Annotated in this window: 18 protein-coding genes; 11 read left to right on the top strand and 7 right to left on the bottom strand. The window is 39.3% G+C overall.

Annotated elements, in window-relative coordinates:
* Nucleotides 1-159: 159 nt before the first annotated feature.
* The 3 genes from H540_RS0126475 to H540_RS0126465 all read right to left on the bottom strand — a co-directional run bounded on the left by H540_RS0126475 (nucleotide 160) and on the right by H540_RS0126465 (nucleotide 2,027).
* Nucleotides 160-1,230, bottom strand: coding sequence for a saccharopine dehydrogenase family protein (locus H540_RS0126475; RefSeq protein WP_028403139.1), 1,071 nt, complete (start codon nucleotides 1,228-1,230; stop codon nucleotides 160-162).
* Nucleotides 1,231-1,391: 161 nt separating this feature from the next.
* Entirely contained in the window at nucleotides 1,392-1,589 is a 198-nt protein-coding gene (locus H540_RS0126470; RefSeq protein WP_028403138.1) for an MBL fold metallo-hydrolase, read from the bottom strand.
* Between the two features lie 51 nt (nucleotides 1,590-1,640).
* Entirely contained in the window at nucleotides 1,641-2,027 is a 387-nt protein-coding gene (locus H540_RS0126465; protein ID WP_155891160.1) for a MarR family winged helix-turn-helix transcriptional regulator, read from the bottom strand.
* A 1,865-nt stretch (nucleotides 2,028-3,892) separates the two neighbouring features.
* On the opposite strand from H540_RS0126465, the gene H540_RS0126455 reads away from it, so the two are divergent.
* Together H540_RS0126455 and H540_RS0126450 are read left to right on the top strand one after the other, a co-directional pair.
* Nucleotides 3,893-5,209 carry a TIGR00366 family protein gene (locus H540_RS0126455; RefSeq protein WP_028403135.1) on the top strand — a complete coding sequence of 439 codons (1,317 nt, stop codon included), beginning with the start codon at nucleotides 3,893-3,895 and terminating at the stop codon, nucleotides 5,207-5,209.
* Between the two features lie 690 nt (nucleotides 5,210-5,899).
* Nucleotides 5,900-6,367: a DUF2691 family protein gene (locus H540_RS0126450; protein ID WP_028403134.1), complete on the top strand. Its 468-nt coding sequence runs from the start codon at nucleotides 5,900-5,902 to the stop codon at nucleotides 6,365-6,367.
* A 202-nt stretch (nucleotides 6,368-6,569) separates the two neighbouring features.
* Here H540_RS0126450 and H540_RS0126445 read toward each other — a convergent pair whose 3' ends face one another.
* Entirely contained in the window at nucleotides 6,570-7,964 is a 1,395-nt protein-coding gene (locus H540_RS0126445) for a sensor histidine kinase (RefSeq protein ID WP_028403133.1), read from the bottom strand.
* A 6-nt stretch (nucleotides 7,965-7,970) separates the two neighbouring features.
* A complete protein-coding gene (locus H540_RS0126440) occupies nucleotides 7,971-8,645 on the bottom strand; it encodes a response regulator (RefSeq protein ID WP_028403132.1) in 675 nt (224 codons plus the stop codon).
* Nucleotides 8,646-9,060: 415 nt separating this feature from the next.
* Between H540_RS0126440 and H540_RS30985 the strand changes: the two genes are divergently transcribed.
* Nucleotides 9,061-9,810 carry a TQO small subunit DoxD gene (locus H540_RS30985; RefSeq protein WP_155891157.1) on the top strand — a complete coding sequence of 250 codons (750 nt, stop codon included), beginning with the start codon at nucleotides 9,061-9,063 and terminating at the stop codon, nucleotides 9,808-9,810.
* A gap of 364 nt (nucleotides 9,811-10,174) precedes the next feature.
* Here H540_RS30985 and H540_RS0126430 read toward each other — a convergent pair whose 3' ends face one another.
* Nucleotides 10,175-10,858, bottom strand: coding sequence for a class I SAM-dependent methyltransferase (locus H540_RS0126430; protein WP_425388188.1), 684 nt, complete (start codon nucleotides 10,856-10,858; stop codon nucleotides 10,175-10,177).
* A 185-nt stretch (nucleotides 10,859-11,043) separates the two neighbouring features.
* Here H540_RS0126430 and H540_RS30980 point away from each other — a divergent pair, with 185 nt between their 5' ends.
* The 3 genes from H540_RS30980 (at nucleotide 11,044) to H540_RS0126415 (ending at nucleotide 13,112) form a co-directional block, all read left to right on the top strand.
* Entirely contained in the window at nucleotides 11,044-11,982 is a 939-nt protein-coding gene (locus tag H540_RS30980; RefSeq protein ID WP_034672000.1) for a LysR family transcriptional regulator, read from the top strand.
* Between the two features lie 173 nt (nucleotides 11,983-12,155).
* On the top strand, nucleotides 12,156-12,551 hold the full coding sequence (locus tag H540_RS0126420; protein ID WP_028403130.1) for a hypothetical protein: 396 nt from the start codon (nucleotides 12,156-12,158) through the stop codon (nucleotides 12,549-12,551).
* A gap of 45 nt (nucleotides 12,552-12,596) precedes the next feature.
* Nucleotides 12,597-13,112 carry a DinB family protein gene (locus H540_RS0126415; RefSeq protein ID WP_028403129.1) on the top strand — a complete coding sequence of 172 codons (516 nt, stop codon included), beginning with the start codon at nucleotides 12,597-12,599 and terminating at the stop codon, nucleotides 13,110-13,112.
* A 355-nt stretch (nucleotides 13,113-13,467) separates the two neighbouring features.
* Here H540_RS0126415 and H540_RS0126410 read toward each other — a convergent pair whose 3' ends face one another.
* Nucleotides 13,468-14,322, bottom strand: a complete 855-nt coding sequence (locus H540_RS0126410) for a nucleoside-diphosphate kinase (RefSeq protein ID WP_028403128.1) — start codon at nucleotides 14,320-14,322, stop codon at nucleotides 13,468-13,470.
* Between the two features lie 745 nt (nucleotides 14,323-15,067).
* On the opposite strand from H540_RS0126410, the gene H540_RS0126405 reads away from it, so the two are divergent.
* The 5 genes from H540_RS0126405 (at nucleotide 15,068) to nasC (ending at nucleotide 24,343) form a co-directional block, all read left to right on the top strand.
* A complete protein-coding gene (locus tag H540_RS0126405; RefSeq protein ID WP_028403127.1) occupies nucleotides 15,068-16,273 on the top strand; it encodes an MFS transporter in 1,206 nt (401 codons plus the stop codon).
* Between the two features lie 460 nt (nucleotides 16,274-16,733).
* Entirely contained in the window at nucleotides 16,734-19,157 is a 2,424-nt protein-coding gene (nirB, locus tag H540_RS0126400) for a nitrite reductase large subunit NirB (protein WP_028403126.1), read from the top strand.
* Nucleotides 19,158-19,182: 25 nt separating this feature from the next.
* Complete coding sequence (nirD, locus tag H540_RS0126395) at nucleotides 19,183-19,494, top strand: nitrite reductase small subunit NirD (RefSeq protein WP_028403125.1); 312 nt, start codon at nucleotides 19,183-19,185, stop codon at nucleotides 19,492-19,494.
* Between the two features lie 29 nt (nucleotides 19,495-19,523).
* Nucleotides 19,524-21,932: a nitrite reductase large subunit NirB gene (nirB, locus tag H540_RS0126390; protein WP_028403124.1), complete on the top strand. Its 2,409-nt coding sequence runs from the start codon at nucleotides 19,524-19,526 to the stop codon at nucleotides 21,930-21,932.
* Between the two features lie 269 nt (nucleotides 21,933-22,201).
* Nucleotides 22,202-24,343: an assimilatory nitrate reductase catalytic subunit NasC gene (gene nasC, locus H540_RS0126385; protein ID WP_028403123.1), complete on the top strand. Its 2,142-nt coding sequence runs from the start codon at nucleotides 22,202-22,204 to the stop codon at nucleotides 24,341-24,343.
* Nucleotides 24,344-24,683: the final 340 nt, after the last annotated feature.

The following is a 24,683-nucleotide window of genomic DNA, read 5'->3' as shown; positions in this document are numbered from 1 at the left end:
CTTAACTTTTGCTTAAGTGATCGAATTTGCTGCCAATAAAAAAACAGACAGCTAAAATAGCTGTCTGCTCAATGGGAAAGGTACAATATGAAATTATTCGTATTATCGGACAAAAAGCTTAACTTTCCCTTAACATGCAACCGTCATTCTATTCATTCATTAAATAGTCGTTTCAAATCTTTCATCAATAGTAATTAGATCCCCTAAATCTTCAAATAGCTCAGTTGGTTGAAACAACGCCTCCATGTGAAAAACACCGGGTTGGAATTCTTTTGCATACATATTTTTTGCGACAAACGCAGCCACTTTCCCTGTAATATCAAATTCTTTCTGTCCATAAATAGATCCTCGATAGTTCACACTTTTACCATCGATCAAGCCTACAGCATCTACCATAATTACATATATCTCTGACCCCCAATGGGATTTCTCAAAGAGGTTGACTACCCTACTTCGAATGAAGGGTTGTTGCAAGAGCCGATACAATCCAGTTTTTTTGAGTCCAGCAAGCAAGCTTGTCATCATTGCTGAATCGAAACAGAGACGAGTAGATACAGAAGGAATTCCTAATGTTGTCGGTAAAACATGTTGATCCGAAAAATTGAACCGATAAGCTTTTCTCCGGCCAAGTCCCGCTGGAAATTCGGAATATTTACCATCTGTAAAGCTTTCCACTTGTTCTTTTTTGCCATTATGCCTAACGGAATAAACAGCATTTAGAGTGTCGACAGTCCACTCAATAGCTGCACGGCCATGTTGTTCTCCTAACCCTAGTAGAATATAAATATCTGCAGAATTGACTTGATCCATTGCTTGTGTTCCTTGTTTTGTCAGCATATTAGTTAATCCAGGCGCTAAACCAACGCTTAAAACAATGGTGGATTCTGCGGGCTTTATTTTTTGCACTTCCGATAAAAAGGTATACGAAGCTGTAATATCAATATAATTCACTTTTTGTTTTACACATTGCTGAATAAATTCGGTATCCTGCTGATCGAGGCACATGATAACGAGTGAAACTCCCTCTAGTAAATCGATTGGAAATGGCCTTTCATGAACATCTAAAGTTAGGGGCAAAACCTTTCTCCCTGTACGTAAAGAAAATTGTTCTGCCTTCTCAAAATTTCGGCCAGCAGCAAATACTTTACCTGGATGCAGTTCTCCTAGCTCTTTACAAATGACTTGCCCTACCTGACCATAACCGCCTACTACAATTATTTTTTCTGTCAAAGCGGTATTCCCGCCTTTCTATTATTTCATTGAGTTTCAGAGCTGCAAAATGCTACACTTCCACAACGGTGCCTACGTTACAATAAAAAAACTTTTCTCCGAATTCACGATTAAGCTGAGCACCTACTTGGAATCCTGTGCAATGAGAAACCCCAAGACGTTCAATTCCAAATTCTTTTAATGCTTGAATAATTCTTTTTAAAAACTTTTGCATTATTAAGTAAGACTTTCCCTTGACCGGTATCAAAAAGAAAATTTCCCTGATCTGTTTCTAAAAAAACGGCCCAACCGTGTTCTGCCATAGCACCAAGGTTGCTAAACACGCTGTTTTCAGATAGAACGGTAGCTCTTGCTTTCATAAAAACTCCTCCTTAAAATGGTTTAGATACTAAACTATTTGTTAAAAAAATTTACTTTTGCAAAAACTCATTTAATTTTTGAATACATTTCTCGAAAATTTCGATCTCCTTTTCGTCTAATTGGGCGTTAAGCTCTGCGTAAAAACTTAGATGTAATTCTTCGTGGGCTCTGTAAGCACTTTTTCCTTTTTCAGTAAGTGAGACCATTACGGCCCTAGAATCATCCGGGTGAGGGGAGCGCTTAACAAGTTCTTTTGTTTCTAAGCGACTGAAAATTTGAGTAACTGCACCTTTCGTTATGCTAAGACGGGCAGCGAGCTCACTCATGAGGATACTGCCTTCATAACCAATAGCATCGATCGTGTGAATTTCACTTGGAGTCAATGGTCCTGCATCTCCAAAGGTGCGGGGATGACGTTCAAGTCGCTTGATTTGCATAAATAAACGACCTAGATTACGGCTTCCTGTTTGCGTACTATATTTTTTGTTTGATTGTTCAGAATTTTTACTATTCATATAAATAGTTTAGCTTCTAAACCATTTATTTGTCAATAGATTAAAATGTTATGGAAATCTTACAACAAATATATAAGTCCAATTTAAAAATTCGACATAAGAAACGAGCATGACTACCGCATTCCTGGATGAAAAAAACCTATTTTTTGTGGGAGGGGCTAGAGCATCCGCATGTAGAAGTGGCCAGTCCCTTCAAGATGTCCGCTGTACAGTTGCATGTTATAGATATTCGTGTAAACGCGGAACTCCCATTTTCATAGAAAATGTTTACCTGTGTTGCATGCGTATATGGAACGAGTTTGGATATGTCGGAAAATTAAGATGGATTTATATAATTATATCTCATTTTTAAATATTCTTGATTTCTAAATATTATTGACTTAATATCTTTTATTCAATTATAGTAGTTACTGTAATTATCAGAATTACTATAAAAATAGTATGGATAACTGAACTATTAAGTATAGGAGAGTGGTGCATGTTTATTAAGTTGCTTATGGTCTGTTTCTATCTCACGTTTGTGTACTGGGAGTCCTTTCAAACTTCTATATTTCAGATGCTGTTCTATCCCACATTAGGGGCATTTAGCTACTTTTTTATGAGTCATAGTATAAGTAATAGAGAATTACTAAAAATTATATGTGCTGCAGTTATAGGTGTAACATGCAGCAGCATATTACATCTGCTATCCCCTGGAATCGTAACCTTTTTTATCACTTGTGTACTTATCGTCTCTATGATACATATTCTCAAGTTAAAAGCGGCTCCTGTTGTGGCGGTTTCGTTAGTCCCTTATTTCTCTAAGTTTTCCTCTGTATGGATTTTTCCTGTGTCTGTTCTCTGTTCGTTAGGCGGCCTTTTGCTCGTCCTATATTTTGCTAAACTGATCGAGACAACATGGAATATAACGAAAGAAAGAGTGTATCCGTCAACAAGAAAGAAAAGTTTTGATAAAAATTTCATAGCGTAACGAGAAAAAGCAGCGTTCATGGCTGCTTTTTCTTTTTGTAAAGGGGGAATGAAGAGGTAATGATATAGATGTTCATAGCATTTATACAAAAGAGGGTTAGAACACGATATTGAAGGAACGTTCAAAGCTATATAAATGCAACTAAAAAAATCGACATAAAAACGTTTCTTTTAGGGGGAGAGAGCATCCGACTAAGCGTAGAAGCGGTCAAACCCTTTTCGTGACCCATGCAGGGAGAGAGAGAGGGAGAGAGCGCAGTTTCCCTTTTGTTCTACATGGCAAACGACAGATATGTCGGAATAACAAACTGGACTTATATAAATAGGCGAATAGCTCTTCCGAGATAGAGATCTGTTCGTCTATTGTTTTGTTTTGTATTTTTCTAGTGACTGGGCAGATTTAGATTTCATCATGATGTAAAATATAGTACGTAATAAAGATTAAAAATTAAAAATATTTATAAAATTTATATTTACTAATGATCTCCTGTTCCTTATAATTTTTAGTGAATGTTCTATTTATATATAATTTTCCAAAATAAGAATTTAATTCCTGTCATTATAATGAAGGGATTGCGGTGGGCGTAAGACTGCTGTCACGGATGACAGGATAAAAATGAAGCTTATTGTGGGGGAAAGGACGAATAGAACAATGGTTGAGAGATTAACTTGTATATTATGCAAGTAATCTTTAAAACAATGAATCTGTAAAGCGGATAGAACGGGATGATATAAGCAGGAGAAAGAAAAAAGGGCCCTTTTCTTTCACCTGATTAAGTAATTATTCCAACCGCAATCTATGATGGAGGAGGATTACGTTGGTAGGGGCAATTTCGAAATTTTTTACTGCTGTAGTCAATAAGTATTTGCCAGACCCGCTAGTTTTTGCAATGCTTTTAACAATCCTTGTATTTGGACTAGGTATTACGATAACACCCCACGGACCGATGGAGATGGTGCAAATGTGGGGAGGCGGCTTTTGGAATCTTCTCGCGTTTTCGATGCAAATGGCCCTCGTTTTAGTAACAGGTCATGCTTTGGCTAGTTCTCCCCTCATTCGTAAAGGTCTAGGGAAAATGGCCTCTATTGCAAAGACACCGGCACAGGGAGTAATGCTCGTGACCTTTGCATCAGCAGTTGCTTGTATTGTGAACTGGGGGTTCGGTTTAGTTGTCGGTGCGATGTTCGCACGTGAAGTGGCGCGCCGCATTCCTAAATCTGATTATCGCTTATTAATTGCAAGCGCATACATAGGGTTTTTAACATGGCATGGCGGATTGTCCGGTTCTATTCCATTGGTCGCGGCAACAAAGGGAAATCCACTGGAAAAAACAGTAGGCCTCATTCCGATTTCACACACTTTGTTCAGCACCTATAATATTGTTATTACGCTAGCGCTTATCATCACGCTTCCGTTTCTTACGAAAATGATGATGAGGAAAGATTATGTAGAGGTTGATCCGGCTCTCTTAAAAGAAGAACCTTCCACACAAAAACAGTTGAGTGATACGGCTACGATTGCTGAAAAGCTTGAGGAAAGCAGAATTTTGGCTTATATAATCGGCGCTTTTGGGACAGTTTACCTGGTTTATTATTTCATGAATAAAGGATTCGATTTAAATATTAATATCGTAAATTTAATCTTTTTTATCGCTGGTATCATCTTGCACGGCACACCCATGGCTTATATGCGTGCTGTCCAAAATGCAGCCCGCGGCACTGCAGGGATCTTGATTCAGTTTCCCTTCTATGCAGGCATTCAAATTATGATGGAGCATTCCGGGCTTGGCGGTATCATTACGAACTGGTTTATTCATATTTCGAATCAGAGTACATTTCCTGTACTTACATTTCTTAGCTCTGGCCTAGTTAACTTTGCAGTCCCTTCCGGCGGCGGGCACTGGGTTGTACAAGGACCGTTTGTAATGCCGGCTGCACAAGCGCTGGATGCAGATTTAGGTAAAGCAGCTATGGCAATCGCTTATGGCGAGGCTTGGATGAATATGGCGCAGCCGTTCTGGGCTTTGCCGGCCTTGGCAATTGCGGGACTTGGCGTACGCGATATCATGGGATTCTGCGCCACAGCCCTCATCTGGTCAGGTTTGATTTTTATGGCCGGTTTGTACTTTCTATAAAACTTCTTCCCCCGATTCCTTATCGGAAAAAAGATGCCGGCATGAATAGACCTGCGGGGAATTTTGAAGTGAATCTTAAAGACCTATAAAATACGTATTACGAAATAAAAAGGTATTCCAACTAAACAGTTAAAAAAGAGTTTACAACGACAGTAAGCGACCTTATTCATCCTGATTAGAATGACAAGGTCGCTTACATTATTTCCTCATTCATTATTTTCACTAACTTCCCTTTCGGTTTATTTAGATGGGTATTTATTGTAAGTGCTTACATTTTAAGATTTCAAGCAAGGCTCTGCTGTGGAATGCTTAAAGTATTGACCCAACATAACAGGTAATAAGAAAAAAGGAGAAAATAATGCCATCCCTACCACGAATTCTGTCATAAGCTATCAAAACTCCCTTCTCATTGTCAACGCTATATCGCGTATAGTTGTGACGATATTGTGAATTTTCTTACCTTTATTTTTACATAAAACGATACCATATGCAATATATTTTTTAATTTTTCAGAAAATTTTTAAAGGAACTTTAGAGTTCCTTTAAATCATAGGCTCTGTTTAAAGAATATTGTTGATTTTTTTGTACAACGAGCCGGGGATGTTAGCCGAACAAGAATTATTGTATTCAAAAACAACTTACATATATAGAATATAAGTAAAAGTATAAGTTGGGGGGAGTGGTGAGTTAATGGTGAGAGGTATTACGTTTGAGATTCCAAATGACTATGGACAACATCTTGCAGATATATTAAAACCCTCTGATATTACTGCTTTAAACTGGCTAGTTGAACCTGAAGAATCATATTTGGTTGCTGATAACCAACTAGATATTCCTTTTTTTCCTGATGAGCAAGAGATTATAGATGGTTCAACAATGCACAATCTGATAAATAGTGAAAGTTATTACTTAATATTTGTAGATGTAAAAGGCTTTCCAAAAGGGAAAAATGCAGCTCAAATAACCATGTATGAAGAATTTGTGAATAGTGATTGCGAACTAATTGTATTGATAGCTGACTGTTCTTATACAACAATATATTGTAAGAATGAAGAAGTTACTAGAAAATTATATAAAAATGCACTAGAGCTGGAGTATGGGAACCTTGAATATATTACAGATGAAAATGATGGTAGAACAAGAATGCGTGTATGGTAAGTGTAAAACAAGTAGGGGCGTTAGTTTTATAAGATACACAAAAGAACCACGAATCGGTTCTTTTATTTTGGATCAATATCAACATTTCTATGGTTTACCCTTGCATGGACCACTGCAAGGGTTTGACCGCTTCCGCACGTCGCCGGATGCTCTCGCCCCACTAAAAAAGACGGTTTTTTTATTCAGTTGTATATAGTATTGATTAACTAGCAAGTAGCTTTACAATCACTCTAGTTCCTTCATCAGGCTTACTATGAACCTCAATCGTTCCTTTATGAACCTCTACAATCCATTTACATAAAGACAATCCTAATCCAGTTCCTCCTTGACTTCTTGATCGAGAATCGTCCACACGATAAAATCGCTGAAAAATAAAAGGCAAGTGTTCCTCTGGAATCCCGATCCCATGATCAATTACTTCAATGTGAATGAACTGTTCCTTACTGCATGCCTTGATTTCCACTGTTCCGCCTTCTGGAGTGTACTTAATCGCATTTTCCATCAAATTAATAAATAATCTTCGTAAGAGATCTTCATCCCCGTATAGAGTGAATCGATCAGGTATTTGAATATGCAATTCAATCTGTTTTTTCATGATTAATGATAATAAATGATTCCTGACATATTGGAATAAGAATATTCCATCCACTGTTTTTCGCTCTATCTGATTTGAATTTGAAGTATTTCTCGATAAGTATAAGAATTTTTCTACCATATCAGATAAATAGATGACCTCTTCTAAAACAGTATGTAAGACACGTTTATATTCTTCTTCTGATCTGTTTTTATTTAAAGAAACTTCCAATTCTCCTCGCATAATTGTTAAGGAAGTGCGAAGTTCATGAGAAACATCGGAAGTAAACTGCTGAATTTGAGTGAAGGAAGTTTCTAATCTATCAATCATTCGATTAAGAGTTTTAGATAAACTCTGCAATTCATCTTCCGGTCCTTCAATAGGCAACCGTTCATATAAATTTGTTGCCGTAATTTGATTGGTAGTACTGATTATTTGATGAATCGGCTGTAACGTTTTTTTCGAAATCAGCCACCCTATGACCAGCGAGATCCCCACAAACCCGCACGTGAAAAATAAAAGGATGTTTTTTAAATTCAAAATTGATAATTTCAATATTCTACTGTATGTTGCAACTGTAACTTGATAGTGTAACACTCCTTCACTCATAGGTGCTGACATTGCACGAAGCGGCGCACCATTCACCTCGGTATCCCAGACCAAAACATTCTCATCTATCTTCTCTAACACTTCTGAACGTTTGATTCGGTTGTCATGCAAGTTATGAGATCTCGCAATGATTTGCCCCCGTTCATTTTCAACTTGCCAATATATTTCTTCTTCGTTAACGCTTACAAAATTTGACGATCTGTTTATGTGTTGTTCAATTTCAGAAAACGAATCCTTTTTCTCCAAACAATATGTAATTAAACCGAGCTCTCTAGACAGCATCGAATCAACTTTTTTCGTTAACATATCAGAAAATGTAATATATAAGAATCCGCTAAATAGGGATAAAGTTAATATAAACATAATTGAATGCCAAAACGTAATTCTCCATCCAATACTTTTTAAAAACTTCATGATGTTTTATTCTTCTCCTTTGATTATATAACCTACACTATAAACCGTTTGTATTAGTTTTAAATCAAAGTTTTTATCGATTTTATTCCTTAAGTGATTAATATAAACATCAACCACATTCGTTCCTACGTTATAAGCATCGATCCATACCCGCTCTAGGATCAAGGTTCGAGACAAAATCTTACCGGCATTTCTCATCATAAATTCCAAAATTGCATATTCCTTATTGGAAAGGAAGATATGAAGCCCCCCTCGAGTCACTTCTCTCGTGGAAGGATTCAAAGTCAGATCCGCTACTTGTAAAAGAGGGGATGCCTTTTCTTTATTTCGTCTTAACAGACTCCGAATCCGTGCTAATAATTCCGTAAAAGCAAAAGGCTTTGTCATATAATCATCCGCTCCTAAATCGAGTCCTTCTACTTTATCTACCACAGAATCTTTGGCACTAAGGATAAGAATAGGAATATTTTTTTCATTCAACCTCAATTCCTTAATCAATTGCATCCCATTTTTCTTCGGAATCATAAGGTCGACAATGATAAGATCATAATCTTCTGCATAAGCCAGCTCAGAAGCCATTTCACCATCATTCGCTACATCTACAACATAATGATGCTCTTTTAATCCTTGCGATATAAAACGCGCCACTTTTGTCTCATCTTCAACCAATAACAATCGCATCCCATTTCCCCCAACAAATTTACTTCATATAACGACAATGATAATCATTATCTCTATATTTATAATCATATCTTAGATTAACACTCTTATCTGGTCAATCGGGGAATAGTTTCCATAGAAAAATCAATTGAACTGTCCCCACTTATCGGCTGATGCCGCGTGTGGGGGATTCCGGTTCCTCTTGCTGCGCTAGCAAGATTTTAAACTTTAACAAGGATATTTACAACTTAGATTAAAGAATTTTAATCATCATAAGGAAGACGCTCCGTGAACAGCGTGATAAAAAATTAATATTTTTTAATTTTGTTTTAAATATTTTTTAATTTTTTTTTTGTAACATAACGACATCGCCCTAATAATTGATAATGATTATCATTACGAATGTACTTCGTTCTATAATATTTAGGAGGAATTTATGATGCAAAATGAAGTAGTTGTTAAAGATGTATTACATTCTACAGAAAGAAAGAAACTTACAAAACATGTATTTCAGTCTTTAGTTGTTTTGATGCGTATTTCATTTGGGATAGGTTGGCTTTTAGCGGGAGTAACGAAGATTTTAGGTGAAGCAGGTTCCTCAGGACATTCATGGTTTGCTCAACCTGGAGTATTTCTTAATGATTATCTGATGAAAGCATTAGATAAACCCAATGTACCAGATTTTTATAAGTATTTTATTGAAGGGGCAGCCTTGAAACATGTAACGTTTTTTAATTATACAATTCCCATCGTTCAGGTGATGGTTGGTTTGTTTCTCATCGTAGGGTTTATGACACTTCCATCCATTCTGACTTGTCTCTTTATGCATATTAACTTTCTTCTTTCAGGTAATATCAATTTAATTAGCATTACCCTTTATACAAGCGCATTTAGCTTGTTACTAAGCAGAAGACAAGTCTATAGTTTAAGCTTGGATCAATATTTCAAACTAGATAATATATTTAACTTGCGTACTAACAAATCTAGAGACATCACTATTAATACATTAAAAGAAACTTTTCCGCAAGACGATCTTAAGAAACTTTTACAAGACGGCATTAACGATATTGCCAAGTCCGTTGAAAAAGCTCAAGTATCTCAAAATGAGCGGATCGAACAATTTATCACTTACGTTCAAGAAACTTACTATAATGAAAATAATCATGTTGAAAAGAAAATCATTTAAGGTCATTATTCCGTTAAGAATAACAGCATTTTTTACAACCCTTTAGACTAAAGGTCTAAAGGGGCTTTTTATTATAAATTAGGCGAGGACCTCACTTCAAGCGCGTGGATGGTGTGATGTAACGGTAAGTGGGAGAGGTTTATTATATATAAGTCTACTTTGTTATTCCGACATACCTATCGTTTGCCACGTAGAACAAAAAGGAAACTGCGCTCGCTCCTTCTCTATGGTTTACCACTGCATGGGGCCACGAAAAGGGTTTGACCGCTCCTACGCTTAGTCGGATGCTCTCTTCCCCCTAAAAGAAACGTTTTTTTGTCGATTTTTTTAGTTGCATTTATATAATCATTAAATAAAAGTCCTGTTATGATTTCCTGCCAAACATAACTGCAAACTCATAATATTTATATATACAATCTACATCAGAGAATCCTGCCTCCTGTAACCATTGAAGCTGAGATGGTAAGGGTGCATTATTATCTAACTTTCTCCGGTCTTTTGCTGCAAGAATGGCTTCCTCGGACAAATAACTGTTATGTATCTTTGATTCCCAAGCTTCTTTATAAAGCTTATCGATAGAAACAGTATTTCCACTTACTTGATCGGCATTAATGAAAATGCCTCCCTTATTCAAAATATTGTAGATCGTTTGGAATAAGACTTGTTTTTCTGCATGACTCAAGTGATGGATAGACAAAGAAGAAATGATAACATCATAGCTGTTAGAGAAAGTACAGGTTGTATAGTCCCCAACCATATAAGTAATGTTTGAGTAATGTTGGAATCTTTTCTTTGCCTCTTCAATCATTTGCTCGCTTATATCAATGAGTGTAAAAGTGGCATTGGGGTATTTTTGAATAACAAAAGATGAAAAGAGTCCTGTACCAGAGCCAATATCTAGGATAGATAGAGGTTTATCTTCTGCTTTAATCATTTCTGTTGCAATCCCATAAAAGTCATCGAAACATGGAATGAGAGCCTTTCTTTGTTGATCATACTCCATAGCCACATCATTAAATTTTTGTTTTACTGTTTTACGCACTTCCATCATTAGGTCTCCTCGCTTTTAGTATTTTCAAGTAACACAAATCATTTGCATTCCAATATACAACTCGGTGATCATTCAACAGTATATTTAGTATTTGGAATACCTTTATCGTACAGAAGAGAGTATTATATGTCTAAGATATATAATCTATGAGGATAATAGGTTCTATTTATGGGGGATGAATGATGGAAATACGTTTACTAAAATATGCATTGGAAGTATATAAGAAACAAAGTTTTACAAAAGCAGCTCACAGCTTGTTAATATCTCAACCATCGCTTAGTCAACAAATAGCCAAATTGGAACAGGATCTAGGTGTAAGTTTATTTTTTAGAGGAAACGGTCCTGTGACGCCAACACCAGAAGGCATACGTTTTATTAATAAAGCTGAAAAAATTATAAAACTGAACGAGGATTTAGAACGGGAAATGAGAGAACAAAAAGAAGGAATAGGTCGTGAGTTAACAATAGGAACAACAGCTATTACGGGGGGCCATATATTACCGCCTCTGCTTCATTTATACAGAGAGCGTTATCCTAACGTTACTGTACGTTTGGTAGAAGAATCAACAGAAAAGTTAACAGATCTTACAGTGAGAGGATTGGTAGATATATCAATTTTGCCTCTTCCAATTGAAGATTCACATTTGACTACACAAACTATATTAACAGAGCCTATTTTACTAGCGTTGCCAAGAGTCCAAAAAGAATGGATGGACGGAAAACTAAAGAATTTGCTTCATGATGCATCAGGGGAGATGATTTCAGGAGCTATATCACTGTCAGATCTCGCAAATGCTCCTTTTATCCTGCTAAAAAAGGGATACGGATTTCGCCGAACGGTTTTAGAAATTTGCGCGGAAAATGGATTTCAACCTAATGTTTTATACGAGACAAGCAGTATTGAAATGGCTCAATCTTTAACCTCATATGGACTAGGCATTACATTAGTACCTGAAATGGTAATAAATCATTATACAGGACGCTTATCAAATCCCCCTTTATATATGTATTTAGATTCTTGTCCAACCCGGACTTTAGTATTTGCTTATCATAAAGAAAGATATTTAAGTCTAACGGCGCAGAATCTAATCAATTCTTATCTGGAATCTATATATGAGTGAATAAAAAAAACGTCTTTTTCTCGTATGCAACTAGCGTAAAAGATTATGTCCTGTTCAAATAGCTGCTGTGAGCAACAATCTTCACGAAAAGAGACTTTCCATATTCCAAAACTATCCAAAATATTTTACAATTATTAGTAGCAGATACATAGAATGCGAGAGGAGCCGACTCCATGAGCATAGCAGCAAACATTATAGTCCTAGGATTCGCAGGCGCAATTTTCTTCGCAATCAAAAAAAGCATGAAACCGAAATACGGAGAGGTTCCGAACGCAATGGAGATCCATTCCGTTCACGGGCTGAGCGGCCTCGTCAGGCATTTGGAGAGCAATTCTCCCATATATATGGAACAGGTGCGCACCCGCGTGGAGGCGGAGCAGCTTGACGACCATAACGAAAGAATCGCGCTGTTCCTTTATTATTCGAACAACGAATACAAGGATTATGGAAAGTATGCCGCGGGTTCACCTCACAGTTCATGCTCCAGCTGTTTTTCTTGCTCGTCAGATCACGGCGGCTGTTCGTCGGGAGGAGACGGAGGCAGCTCAGGCTGCGGCGGCGGAGATTGATCGGTGGGTTTCCAATATAGTTTTTTACATGAGGAGGAATTTCGTATGAAGCATCATGCTGTGCAGCTGTACGATTATCATGTATGGGCAAATCGTAAGCTGTTCAATCGCTTGAAAGAATTGCCGAAAGAGTTGTACGACAGGGAGATACAAAGTGTGTTTTCTTCGATTTCCGCTGTCATCCCGCACGTTTACATCACGGATTCCATTTTTCTACGGGCTATTTCTGGAGATAGCTTTGATAATGTCAGGGCGATTGCGTTCGAATTGATGGAGACAACGAAAGGGAAGAGCGCAGAAGAAATGGAAGAGCTATATACGGAATTGGCAGAGCGCTACAACGCCTTTTTTGATAGTCAAGAAAACATGGATAAAACCATTGTCCTTGAGCATCCTCAATTCGGCCGTCTGGATTCAAAGATTTCCGAGATTGTACAGCATGTCGTCAATCACGGCACGTATCACCGCGGAAACATAACGGCGATGCTGCGGCAGATGGGCGAGGCGGGGGCTTCGATGGATTATATTTTTTATTTGTATGAAATAGGTAAGACAGAGTAGGCTTCGTGTTGTGAATTCAGTCATATTAGAGGTTTCAGACTGTTGAAAAACTAAATTGTCAACATAAACTATAGAATTTACATAATAATTCTATACTATTTAGGTTTATTTGACCTAGTTTTTCATACTATATCAAAGTAGAAAAAGAGCTATTATTCCGTATGAAAAGTCAGTCGCCAAGAAAAAGTTCACGCATGTCGTGAACCTTTTCAACAGTCAGAATGCGCACCACGTCTTTGGCGTAGTACGCATTCTGTTTAACTTGATAGCCATGCCCCGAGGGATGCTTTTTTTCTGAATATAGAAAAAATTATACCTCTTCGGAAGTCTTTTTGTTATGGTTCCGAGAATGTGCTCACCAATCTAACATTGTCGTTTTAAACAAACAGGTTTCCCATCTCGTAAGCTTTAAACCCACTGTAACGAACGCTCGAAATAGCATATCATAGTCTATTTTTTTAAAATGTTTGTAGTCAATGATGCACTTCAGTAATGTATCTTCGCAAATATCCGCATAAAACAGCTGGTATTCCTCCTGCAAGGTTTTATACAGCCAAATTTGCTTAATGGAACCGCTTACACTCATGGCCTGACGATGCTTCTCATCAATATAGTTTCTATATCTTTTCTTCACTTCGGGATGCATGGGTGAAACTTGTATGCATTGCTGTTTGATACGGAAGTATATATCTATAATATCAAGATTGTGCTTCTCTTTTTGTTTAAGTAAGTATGGAGTATCTTGATATGTTGATCGTTCTATCTCTTCAGCCGTAAAAAATAATGATGCTTCTCTTTTCGTAGCGCTTGTACAATCTGCAGAGTGAAATAGATTAAATATTCCATTCATTGATCCAAACGTATGCCTTACTGTCCCTTCCTTTGCGTTCTCAGGCTTAAAGTTCCCCTTCCACTTTTTTTCAATCAGCTCGGAAACCGATTTGTACGGTGGTTGTGGTGTACCTTGAACCAGCACACATAAACTTTCTCCTAAATGAAAGAATTCGGCTTCTAATTCGTGCCACCACTCAGAGTAATCCTTATCTTCCTCCCAATATAAAAGTCGGCATAGATCCGGTGTAATAGTCACATATTTGCAAGTAAGGATCTGAAAACCTTTTTGCTGCAGAAATGATAAAATTTCTTGTTCTAAATGTAAGTACACCGCATCCGGTTTGCATATTACGAACCCTAAGTTGTCCCAATTCAATGTCTATATCTCCTTTCTGCCATGTATAATAATATATGGCAGAAAAGTAAAATTGCTTGTACTCACTTGCTCTTGATATCCCATTCTTGTTTTTCCAACACATTTTATAAAGTTATGAAATCAAAACGCTATAAATTATATAAGTCCACTTTGTTATTCCGACATACTTATCGTTTGCCACGTAGAACAAAAAGGAAACTGCGCTCTCTCCCCCTAAAAGAAAAGTTTTTATGTCGATTTTTTTAGTTGCGTTTATATAGATAACTCGTCTAATCAAATAGACAAGCTATGTATATACTAATATCAGAACCTCCAAAGTATCTAATGAAGAGCAAGGTGGAGAGCGCCTTGCTCTTCATATTTACATATACTTGTATCAATAACGAAAGCTATCCACGCCTATATACATGTAAGAGTGATCATGAATTTTATAATCTATATATAATTGATTTGTAATTTTAGCATATGAACCGCTGCTATACAGAACAAAAGGCAGCCTGCACTCGCTTCCTCTCTCTCATCCTTGTATGGGACAGGAAAAGGGTTTGGCCGCTTCTATGCTCCGCCGGATGCTCTTTCCTCACTACAAAAAGACGTTTTTTTTATTCACTTGTATATACATTCGCTTGTTCAGGTAATGCATTCTATTAAAAAGTATGTTAGATTTCCTGACACATCAGTTACGTTTTATTGTGAAAAATAGTATAAATACTTCAATAACATTTTGTAGAGGAGTGAAATGATTATGAAATTAGCTGATTTGAAAAAAGGCGGCCATATGCCGTCTCTTGTCGCCTCGTTTTTGTATTTTGATGTGAGTTTTATGATTTGGGTTATCATTGGAGCACTTGGGGTGTTCATTACAAAAGACTTCGGATTATCACCTGCTCAAAAAGGCTTGATTGTTGCATTGCCAATCTTGGGCGGATCTATTTTCCGGATTATCCTAGGAATTTTAACAGATCGAATTGGTCCAAGAAAAACAGCCATTGGCGGTATGCTTGTAACCATGGTGCCGCTTCTTTGGGGTTGGTTATTTGGTAAAAGCTTAGGGGAACTATATTGCATTGGAATTTTATTAGGCGTAGCTGGAGGCAGTTTTGCAGCTGCTCTTCCGATGGCCAGCCGTTGGTATCCGCCGCACTTACAAGGGCTGGCCATGGGAATAGCCGGGGCTGGTAACAGCGGAACCCTGTTCGCTACTCTTTTCGGTCCTCGTCTTGCTACTTCTATGGGGTGGCACAATGTTTTAGGATTGGCGCTCATTCCATTGGCTCTCGTGTTTATCGCTTATATGATCATGGCGAAAGACGCACCGTCACAGCCGGAGCCGAAGCCTTTGGGAGACTATTTTCAAATCTTTAAATTAAGGGATACCTGGTATTTTAGTATACTTTATAGTGTTACATTTGGAGGATTTGTTGGATTATCCAGCTTCTTAAGCATATTTTTTGTTGACCAGTACGGATTGTCAAAAGTGGGCGCGGGAGATTTTGTTACTCTTTGCGTTGCGGCAGGAAGCTTTTTCCGGCCTGTAGGGGGATTTCTTGCAGATCGAATAGGAGGAACCCGTGTTCTTAGCTTCCTTTTCCTCGTAGTGTCAGTGTGTATGTTCGGAGTAAGCTACCTTCCTTCATTTTATGTAGTTATGATCTTATTATTTGTAGGTATGGCATGTCTTGGTATGGGAAATGGGGCTGTATTCCAAATCATTCCACAACGCTTTCGAAAGGAAATCGGGATGATTACCGGCATTGTCGGAGCGGCAGGAGGTATAGGGGGCTTCTTCGTACCAAACTTGATGGGAACACTTAAACAAGTAACCGGCACATATGCGACAGGATTCATCTGCTACTCCTTTGTCGGACTTTTAGCTTTCGCCGTTTTGCTCATCGCCAGACAATCTTGGAAAAAAACATGGATGGTAAAGAACGAGGCCATAGAAGCGTAATGTACATGAGTATATAAATGCAACTAAAAAAAAATCGACATAAAAACGTTTCTTTTAGGTGGGAGAGAGCATCCGACTAAGCATAGAAGCGGTCAAACCCTTTTCGTGGCCCATGCAGGGAGAGAGAGAGGGAGCACAGTTTCCTTTTTGTTCTACGTGGCAAACGATAGATATGTCGGAATAACAAAGTGGACTTATATAAGATATGAGCGCTTTTGATACAAATCTCAGAATCTATCTTGATTTGTACAAGGATATCCTCCAAAGCACAAAACAATGCTTTGGAGGATATTTTTATGTTTGAAAAAGCATGTAAGAAAATCTGACATGATAGATGAATTCAGAATGATTACCATATAAAATCAATGTATCTAAAGCGTAGCATCCTAGTGACACAATCAGCTGTCTGGCTTTGTCTTTTATGTTAGAACACATACATTTTTTGTTGGGAGTGGGGAGATTGGCTAAGAGAAAATTAGTGTTGATAGGTAATGGAATGGCTGGTGTAGGTTGTATTGAACACATTTTGAAATTATCCGGGGAAGAATTTGAGATTACGATTTTCGGGGCTGAACCTTATCCGAACTACAATCGCATTCAGCTGTCTTATGTATTGGCTGGCGATTCCGACATGGAAGACATCATTTTGAACAATTGGGATTGGTATAAGGACAATCATATCACATTGCATGCAGGGCATCAGGTAACACGCATCGATACAGTCAATCAATGTGTATATACAGAAAGTGGTATCGTCGAGAAGTATGATGATCTGATCATCGCTACGGGATCCAATCCATTCATGCTTCCATTACCTGGAGCTGATAAAGAAGGCGTTATCGCTTATCGGGATATCAAAGACTGTAATGCGATGATTGAGGCATCTAAAACATATAAGAAAGCAGTAGTAATCGGAGGCGGTTTGCTCGGCTTAGAAGCTGCAAGAGGATTGCTTAATCTTTCTATGGATGTATCGGTTATTCATGTATGTGATCATCTAATGGAACGTCAGTTAGACCCTACAGCAAGTAAACTTCTACAAGCAGAACTAGAAGCGCAAGGTATGAAGTTCTTGATGAATAAACAAACGGAAGAAATTTACGGGGCTGGCCGCGTGCAAGGACTTCGTTTTAAGGATGGCACTGAAGCAGAAGCTGATCTTGTGGTGATGGCCGTTGGGATTCGTCCAAATGTTGCGCTTGCGAAGGAAAGCGGCATTGAGGTAAATCGCGGGATTGTTGTGAACGATTTTCTAGAAACGAGTATCCCGAATGTTTATGCGGTTGGGGAGTGTGTGGAGCATAGAGGAATTGTTTATGGTTTGGTAGCTCCGCTGTATGAGCAAGGTGCTGTGTTGGCAAAACATATTTGCGGTGTAGGGACGGAACCGTACGAAGGCTCTATTCTATCTACTAAACTTAAAGTTTCAGGAGTGGACGTATTTTCGGCGGGGGAATTTATGGATCAGCCGGATACTCGAGCTTTTCGTGTACAGGATGATTTTAACGGTACGTACAAAAAAGTACTAGTTCGCGGAACAACCGTTATTGGAGCTGTCCTCTTCGGAGATACAAGTGATGGTGCCCGATTATTCCAAATGGTTCGGGGCGGTGCGGACATGTCAGAGTTACAATCGATTTTTTCTAAAGCATCGACACCGGACAAATCAGCTGCCACGTCCAGCGTCGCAGCTATGTCGGATAACGAGTTGATTTGCGGTTGTAATGGCGTATCCAAGGGAGCGATTGTGCAAGCAATTCAAGAACAAGGACTAGATTCAGTTGAGCAGGTAAAAGGATGCACAGGCGCATCCCGTTCATGCGGCGGCTGTAAACCTCTTGTCGAAGAGTTGTTAAAGTGTACATTGGGAGAAGGGTTCCAGGCAGTAGAAAAAGAACCGATCTGTTCCTGTACGGCTTTAAGCCGGGATGAAGTCGTTGAGGCCATTAAAACAAAAGGGCTCACTACGGTAAAAGAGGTTATGCATGTTTTGGATTGGGAACAAAAGGAAGGCTGTTCAAAATGCCGTCCCGCCCTTAACTATTATTTAGGCATGGTATGGCCGAAAGAGCATGAAGATGAACGGGAATCCCGTTTTATCAATGAACGTTTTCATGCCAATATTCAAAATGACGGTACTTATTCAGTTGTTCCCCGTATGTATGGGGGCGTAACAAATCCAGATGAACTGCGTAAAATTGCCGATGTTGCAGAAAAATATCAAGCTCGTATGGTCAAAATTACAGGGGGACAGCGAATCGATTTGCTAGGCATTAAAAAAGAGGACTTACCGCAGGTATGGGCTGATTTGGATATGCCATCTGGATATGCCTACGGCAAAGCCTTGCGAACAGTAAAAACATGCGTCGGAGCAGACTTTTGCCGATTTGGCACACAAAATTCCATTCAAATGGGAATTGATATGGAAAAACGATTTGAACGACTTCAGACGCCGCATAAAGTGAAAATGGCTGTCTCCGCTTGTCCACGTAACTGTGCGGAATCAGGTATTAAAGATGTAGGTGTAGTCGGAGTGGACGGCGGTTGGGAAATTTATGTCGGCGGCAATGGAGGAGTCCATTTGCGCGGCGGCGAGCTGCTTATCAAAGTGAAAACAAGCGAAGAGGTACTTGAATGGTCAGCGGCATTTATACAGCATTATCGTGAGTCAGCAAAATATTTAGAGAGAACGTCTCATTGGGTGGAGCGTGTCGGTCTTGAGCATATTAAAGAGGTTTTAAGTGATTCTGAAACGCGAAAACAGCTTATTGATCGTATTAACACATCATTATCAGTAACGAAAGATCCGTGGAAAGAACATATTGACGATGCAAAGCTGCGTTCTATGTTTGAAAAAGTCAATATTCCTGTAATCAACAATTGATGATTAAGAACTAGGGGGATCTATTATGCAAGCTATAAAAATAAAAGTGGCAGAAGTAACAGATTTGATGGAGAAAATCGGAAAAACGATAGAGGTACAAGGGCAGGAAATCGCCTTATTCCTACTTGAGGACGGGAGTATCCGGGCGGTGGAAAACCGCTGTCCTCATAAGGGAGGGACCTTATCAGAAGGGATTGTTTCTAGCGAGTATGTGTTTTGTCCGCTGCATGATTGGAAAATTTGTCTTCATGATGGACTTGTACAAAAACCGGATACAGGATGCATTAAGACTTATAAAGTGTCAGTGGAAGGGAAGGATATTTTCATAAAATTATAGAAAAATTTTGTTTTACTTCGGAGGTTCTCATGGGGAAGAAGCAGCTGGTACTAGTAGGAAATGGAATGGCTGGGGTCCGTTGTATAGAAGAAATTTTAAGGATTGATCGGGAATCATTTGAAATCACCATTTTTGGAAGTGAACCGCATCCTAACTATAACCGAATTTTATTGTCAAAAGTGCTCCAAGGAGATACGTCCATTGAAGATATTACAATTAATGACTGGGATTGGTATAAGGAAAATCATATTCAACTGTTTACAGGAGAAAAGGTTATTAGGATAGATACCGAACAACAAATGGTATACTCCGATCTTGGTCGAGAGGTTCCTTATGATGAATTAATTATCGCTACAGGCTCAATCCCTTTTATGCCGCCGGTACCAGGAGCGGATCAAAAAGGGGTTACGGCATTTCGAGATATTCATGACTGTGAAATGATGCTAGAAGCAGCCAAAACATATAAAAAGGCTGCCGTTATCGGAGGAGGATTATTAGGATTAGAAGCTGCCAGAGGGTTATTGAATTTAGGGATGTCAGTTGATGTAGTCCATATCCATCCTTATCTTATGGAAAGGCAGCTTGATCAAACGGCATCTAAGCTGCTGCAGAAAGCATTGGAAGAGCAAGGAATGAATTTTCTTCTGGCCAAAGAGACCGAGAGAATTTTCGGCGGGGAACGCGTGAAGGGGCTGCGATTTAAAGATGGTACGCGAACGGAAGCGGACTTAGTTGTAATGGCTGTTGGGGTAAGGCCGAATGTTTCGCTTGCGAAAAGCAGCAGCATAGAAGTGAATCGTGCAATTGTCGTTAACGATTATTTGCAAACGAATATTCCGCATGTGTATGCTGTCGGGGAATGTGCGGAACACCGCGGAGCAGTATATGGATTGGTCGCCCCTCTTTATGAACAAGCGAAAGTATTAGCTAGAAAAATCTGCAATATGGATGGTGACAGCTACGAGGGTTCGATTGTTTCCACTCAATTGAAGGTTTCTGGTGTGGACGTATTTTCTGCTGGTGAGATTGTAGAACAAGATGGTATGAGATCCCTGAAGGTATATGATGAAATCAACGGTATCTACAAAAAAATCTTGGTTAAAGAAGACACAATTGTTGGAGCTGTGTTGTTCGGTGATAGTAGTGAAGGTACTGAACTATTAGGGATGATTCATCAGCAAGCAAACATTTCACGGTTAAGAAAGGTTTCAGTTCTGCAGTCGTGGGAGTCTGCAGAGAGTTCTGGAGAAAGCCGAGCTGCGTCCATGCCGCATCATCAAATTGTTTGTACTTGTAACGGTGTATCAAAAGGGGCTATTGTGGAAGCGATTGAAAAGAATGGACTTTCAACAGTAGAGCAAGTCAAATCCTGTACGAAGGCATCCAGTTCCTGCGGGGGATGCAAGCCGTTAGTAAATGCTATCCTAGACCATACGCTCCGTTGTGAATCAGCCGAGGAAAAAGAAACGATATGCGGTTGTACTTCATTAAGCCGGGATGAAGTGATGCAAGAAATAAAAGAGAAACAATTGACTCACGTGAGAGAAGTCATGAATGTACTTGGCTGGAAAAGCGAAGAGGGATGTTCAGTATGTCGCCCTGCCCTCAATTATTACTTAGGTGTTATCTATCCTGTTGAATATACGGATGAAGAAGAGTGTAAGCCGTTAAACGAGCGTATGTACGCCAATCTTCAAGTTGATGGAACATACTCTGTTGTTCCGCGAATGTATGGCGGTATTACGAATGCGCAAGAACTGAGGCGAATTGCGGATGTTGTAGAGAAATATCAAGTGCCAATGGTGAAATTGACAGGCGGCCAGCGAATGGATTTGCTCGGAGTTAAGAAGGAAGATCTCCCAAGGGTATGGGAAGATTTAGATATGCCGTCTGGCAATTCATACGCGAAGGCAGTAAGAACAGTAAAAACGTGTGTGGGGGCATTGTATTGTCGGTTTGGCACCCAAGACTCCATTCGATTGGGAATTGCTTTAGAAAAGAAATTTGAGCGTCTTCAAACGCCGCATAAAGTGAAAATGGCTGTTTCAGCCTGCCCGCGAAACTGTGCGGAGTCAGGGATTAAAGATTTTGGAGTTGTAGGTGTAGACGGGGGCTGGGAGCTGTATATTGGCGGTAATGGCGGTACGCATCTTCAAGCAGGTCAACTATTATGTACCGTTACAACAGAAGAGGAAGTTCTTGAAATGGCAGGAGCGTTTCTGCAATATTATCGAGAAACAGCCAATTATCTAGAGAGAACATCCAAATGGACCAAACGTTTAGGACTTGAGCATATTCGAGAGGTCTTATTTGATCAGGAAAATCGGGAAGAATTAGTAGACCGAATGAAACTCGCTGTCTCTCGTGTGAATGATCCTTGGAAAGAGGTGCTTACAAATAAGGATAGAAAGCAAAAATTCATAGAGATATCTCAGTGAACTATATACAACTGAACAAAAAAATCGTCTTTTTATAGTGAGGAAAGAGCATCCGCCTAAGCGTAGAAGCGGTCAACCCCTTTTCGTGGCCCATGCAGGGGTAAACTATAGAGAGCACAGTTTCCCTTTTGTTCTACGTGGCAAACGATAGATATGTAGGAATAACAAAGTGGATTTATATAGTAAAAAGCAAGTATATGAAACAATAAATATAAATTTCAAATATGGAGGTTGATTTTCAGCATCCAGGCCAAACAGGCGGTGAGCGCATGAATGATTTGCTGAGACATTTTCGTTCTAAGCAGTTAGAGACAGAAACGGAAAAGGTCTTTGATACACAGTGCCCTTTTTGCAGTGTACAATGCAAAATGCAGTTGATTGAGCAGCGAAACGGGGAACGAAAACGATATAAGGTCGTCCCAATGCCAAATCCTGCATCAGAAGGTCGCTTATGTATAAAAGGAAGGAATGCCTACCAGCATGCTGTAACGAAAGAACGCGTAAAGCAGCCGCTGTTAAACGTAAACGGTGCGTTTGTTCCGGTTTCCTGGAGTGAGGCTTTACAGATCATAAAAGAAAAATTTACAGCAATCCAGCAAGAGGATGGGTACAATGCATTAGGCGTATATGGCGGAGGCTCGTTGACGAATGAAGAGGCCTATTTATTGGGGAAATTCGCTCGAGTGGCTCTGCAAACGAAGTATATTGATTACAATGGGCGATTTTGTATGTCTGCAGCCGCATCTGCTGCTAATCAAGCTTTTGGGATTGACCGCGGGCTGACGAACCAATTATCGGAAATTCTGCAAGCGCGCTGTATCATTTTGGCAGGAACGAACATCGCCGAATGTCAACCGACTCTTATGCCTTATTTTACAAAAGCAAGGGAAAACGGAGCCTTCATTATTGTAATAGATCCAAGAGAAACAACTACTGCAAAACTTGCAGACTTACATTTAAAAATCAAACCGGGCACAGATGCTGCTTTAGCGAATGGCATGCTGAAAGTGCTTCTGGATGAAGGGCTTGTTGAGCAGAAGTTTATACAAGAGAGAACAAACGGTTATGAGGAATTAAAGCAACATCTGGCTTCTATCCGGCTTGATCAGATTGAAGAAATCACAGGAATAACAGTCGAGCAAATCCGCAAAGCCGCCGTTACGTATGGAGCAGCCCAAACCGGGATGGTATTTACCGCAAGAGGGGTCGAGCAGCAAACGGACGGCTATATGACAGTGCGTAATTTTATTAATCTTTCATTAATAACAGGAAAAATTGGGAGAATAGGCTGTGGCTATGGTGCGATTACTGGTCAAGGAAATGGTCAAGGGGGACGGGAGCATGGGCAAAAAGCAGATCAGCTTCCAGGTTATCGTTCTATTGAAAATCCTGAACATCGTGCATACATAGCAAAGCTATGGGGAATAAATGAACAAGATTTACCTGGAAAAGGCGTTTCGGCTTATGAAATGATGGAAAAAATTTACCAGAAGGAAATAACAGGGTTATTTGTTATGGGATCCAACCCTGTTGTCTCCAACCCTAATGCCAACTTTGTAGAAGAGGGTTTGCAAAAGTTAAAATTTCTTGTTGTAGTAGATATGTTTATTTCAGAGACAGGAAGAATGGCAGATTTAATTTTGCCATGCTCTTCTTATCTAGAGGATGAAGGAACCATGACGAACTTGGAAGGACGCGTCATCTTACGAAAAGCCGGCAGAACACCGCCGGGGGAAGCGAAACATGACTGGGAAATTCTTTGTGATATAGCGCAAGCACTCGGTAAAGAAAGGTTCTTCTCTTATTCATCAGCCGAAGAGATTTTCAACGAACTGCGAATGGCAAGTCGAGGCGGCACAGCCGACTATTATGGAATTACCTATAATCGCTTGACACAAGAAGAAGGGGTATACTGGCCCTGTCCATCTCCTGATCATCCTGGAGAAGCACGGCTCTTTGAGCATTCTTTTGCGCATGCCGACGGCAGAGCAAAGATCATACCAGTGGAAAATCAGCATGTGAAAGAACAAATTACAGAGGAATTCCCGCTTTATCTAACAACCGGCCGTGTTTTAACGCAATACTTGACAGGTGTCCAAACACGAAGAAGCCACACCTTGGCTGCCAGCCATTTTGAATCTTTTCTCGAGATTCATCCGAAAACGGCAAAGAAATACCGGATTGAAAACGAATCGCTGGTCAAACTGGAATCCGAGAGAGGAAGCGTTACTGTCCGAAGCAAATTAACGCCTGACATTCGTGAGGATACTGTATTCGTTCCGATGCATTGGGGGGATATGCAAAGTGTCAATAAAGTTACTCATCAAGCACTGGATCCGTATTGCAAGATGCCGGGATTCAAGGTTTGTGCAGTTAAAATAAAACCACTGGTTGATTTACAGCTGGAATAGAGTTTAGTAGGGGTGTCTCCAAAAATGACTGGGAAAGTCACTTTTGGAGACACTCTCGTGTTTTTTGTTTTAGTAATAGAAGAACAAGCAGGAGAAATAAATGCAACACTACTGAAATTTAGTGTTGACAACTCGAGTTTATCGATATACTATTGCATATAATTAAATAATAACAAGCAAAGATTGGAAATAGTAGAAGGTTTATAAGCTTTTCAGAGAGCCGATGGCTGGTGAGAATCGGTAGTTATTCCCTTTGAACTCATCCAAGAGCTACTCCCTGAACATAGTAAGTAGGGGATGTCGGTTTTCTACCGTTATGAAGATAGGTGGTGATTGCCAC

This window comes from Ectobacillus panaciterrae DSM 19096, from assembly GCF_000430785.1.
Classification (GTDB): Bacteria; Bacillota; Bacilli; order Bacillales; family Bacillaceae_G; genus Ectobacillus; species Ectobacillus panaciterrae.
Note: the sequence above shows the minus strand (reverse complement) of the source record. Positions and strands in the feature narration are given on the sequence as shown.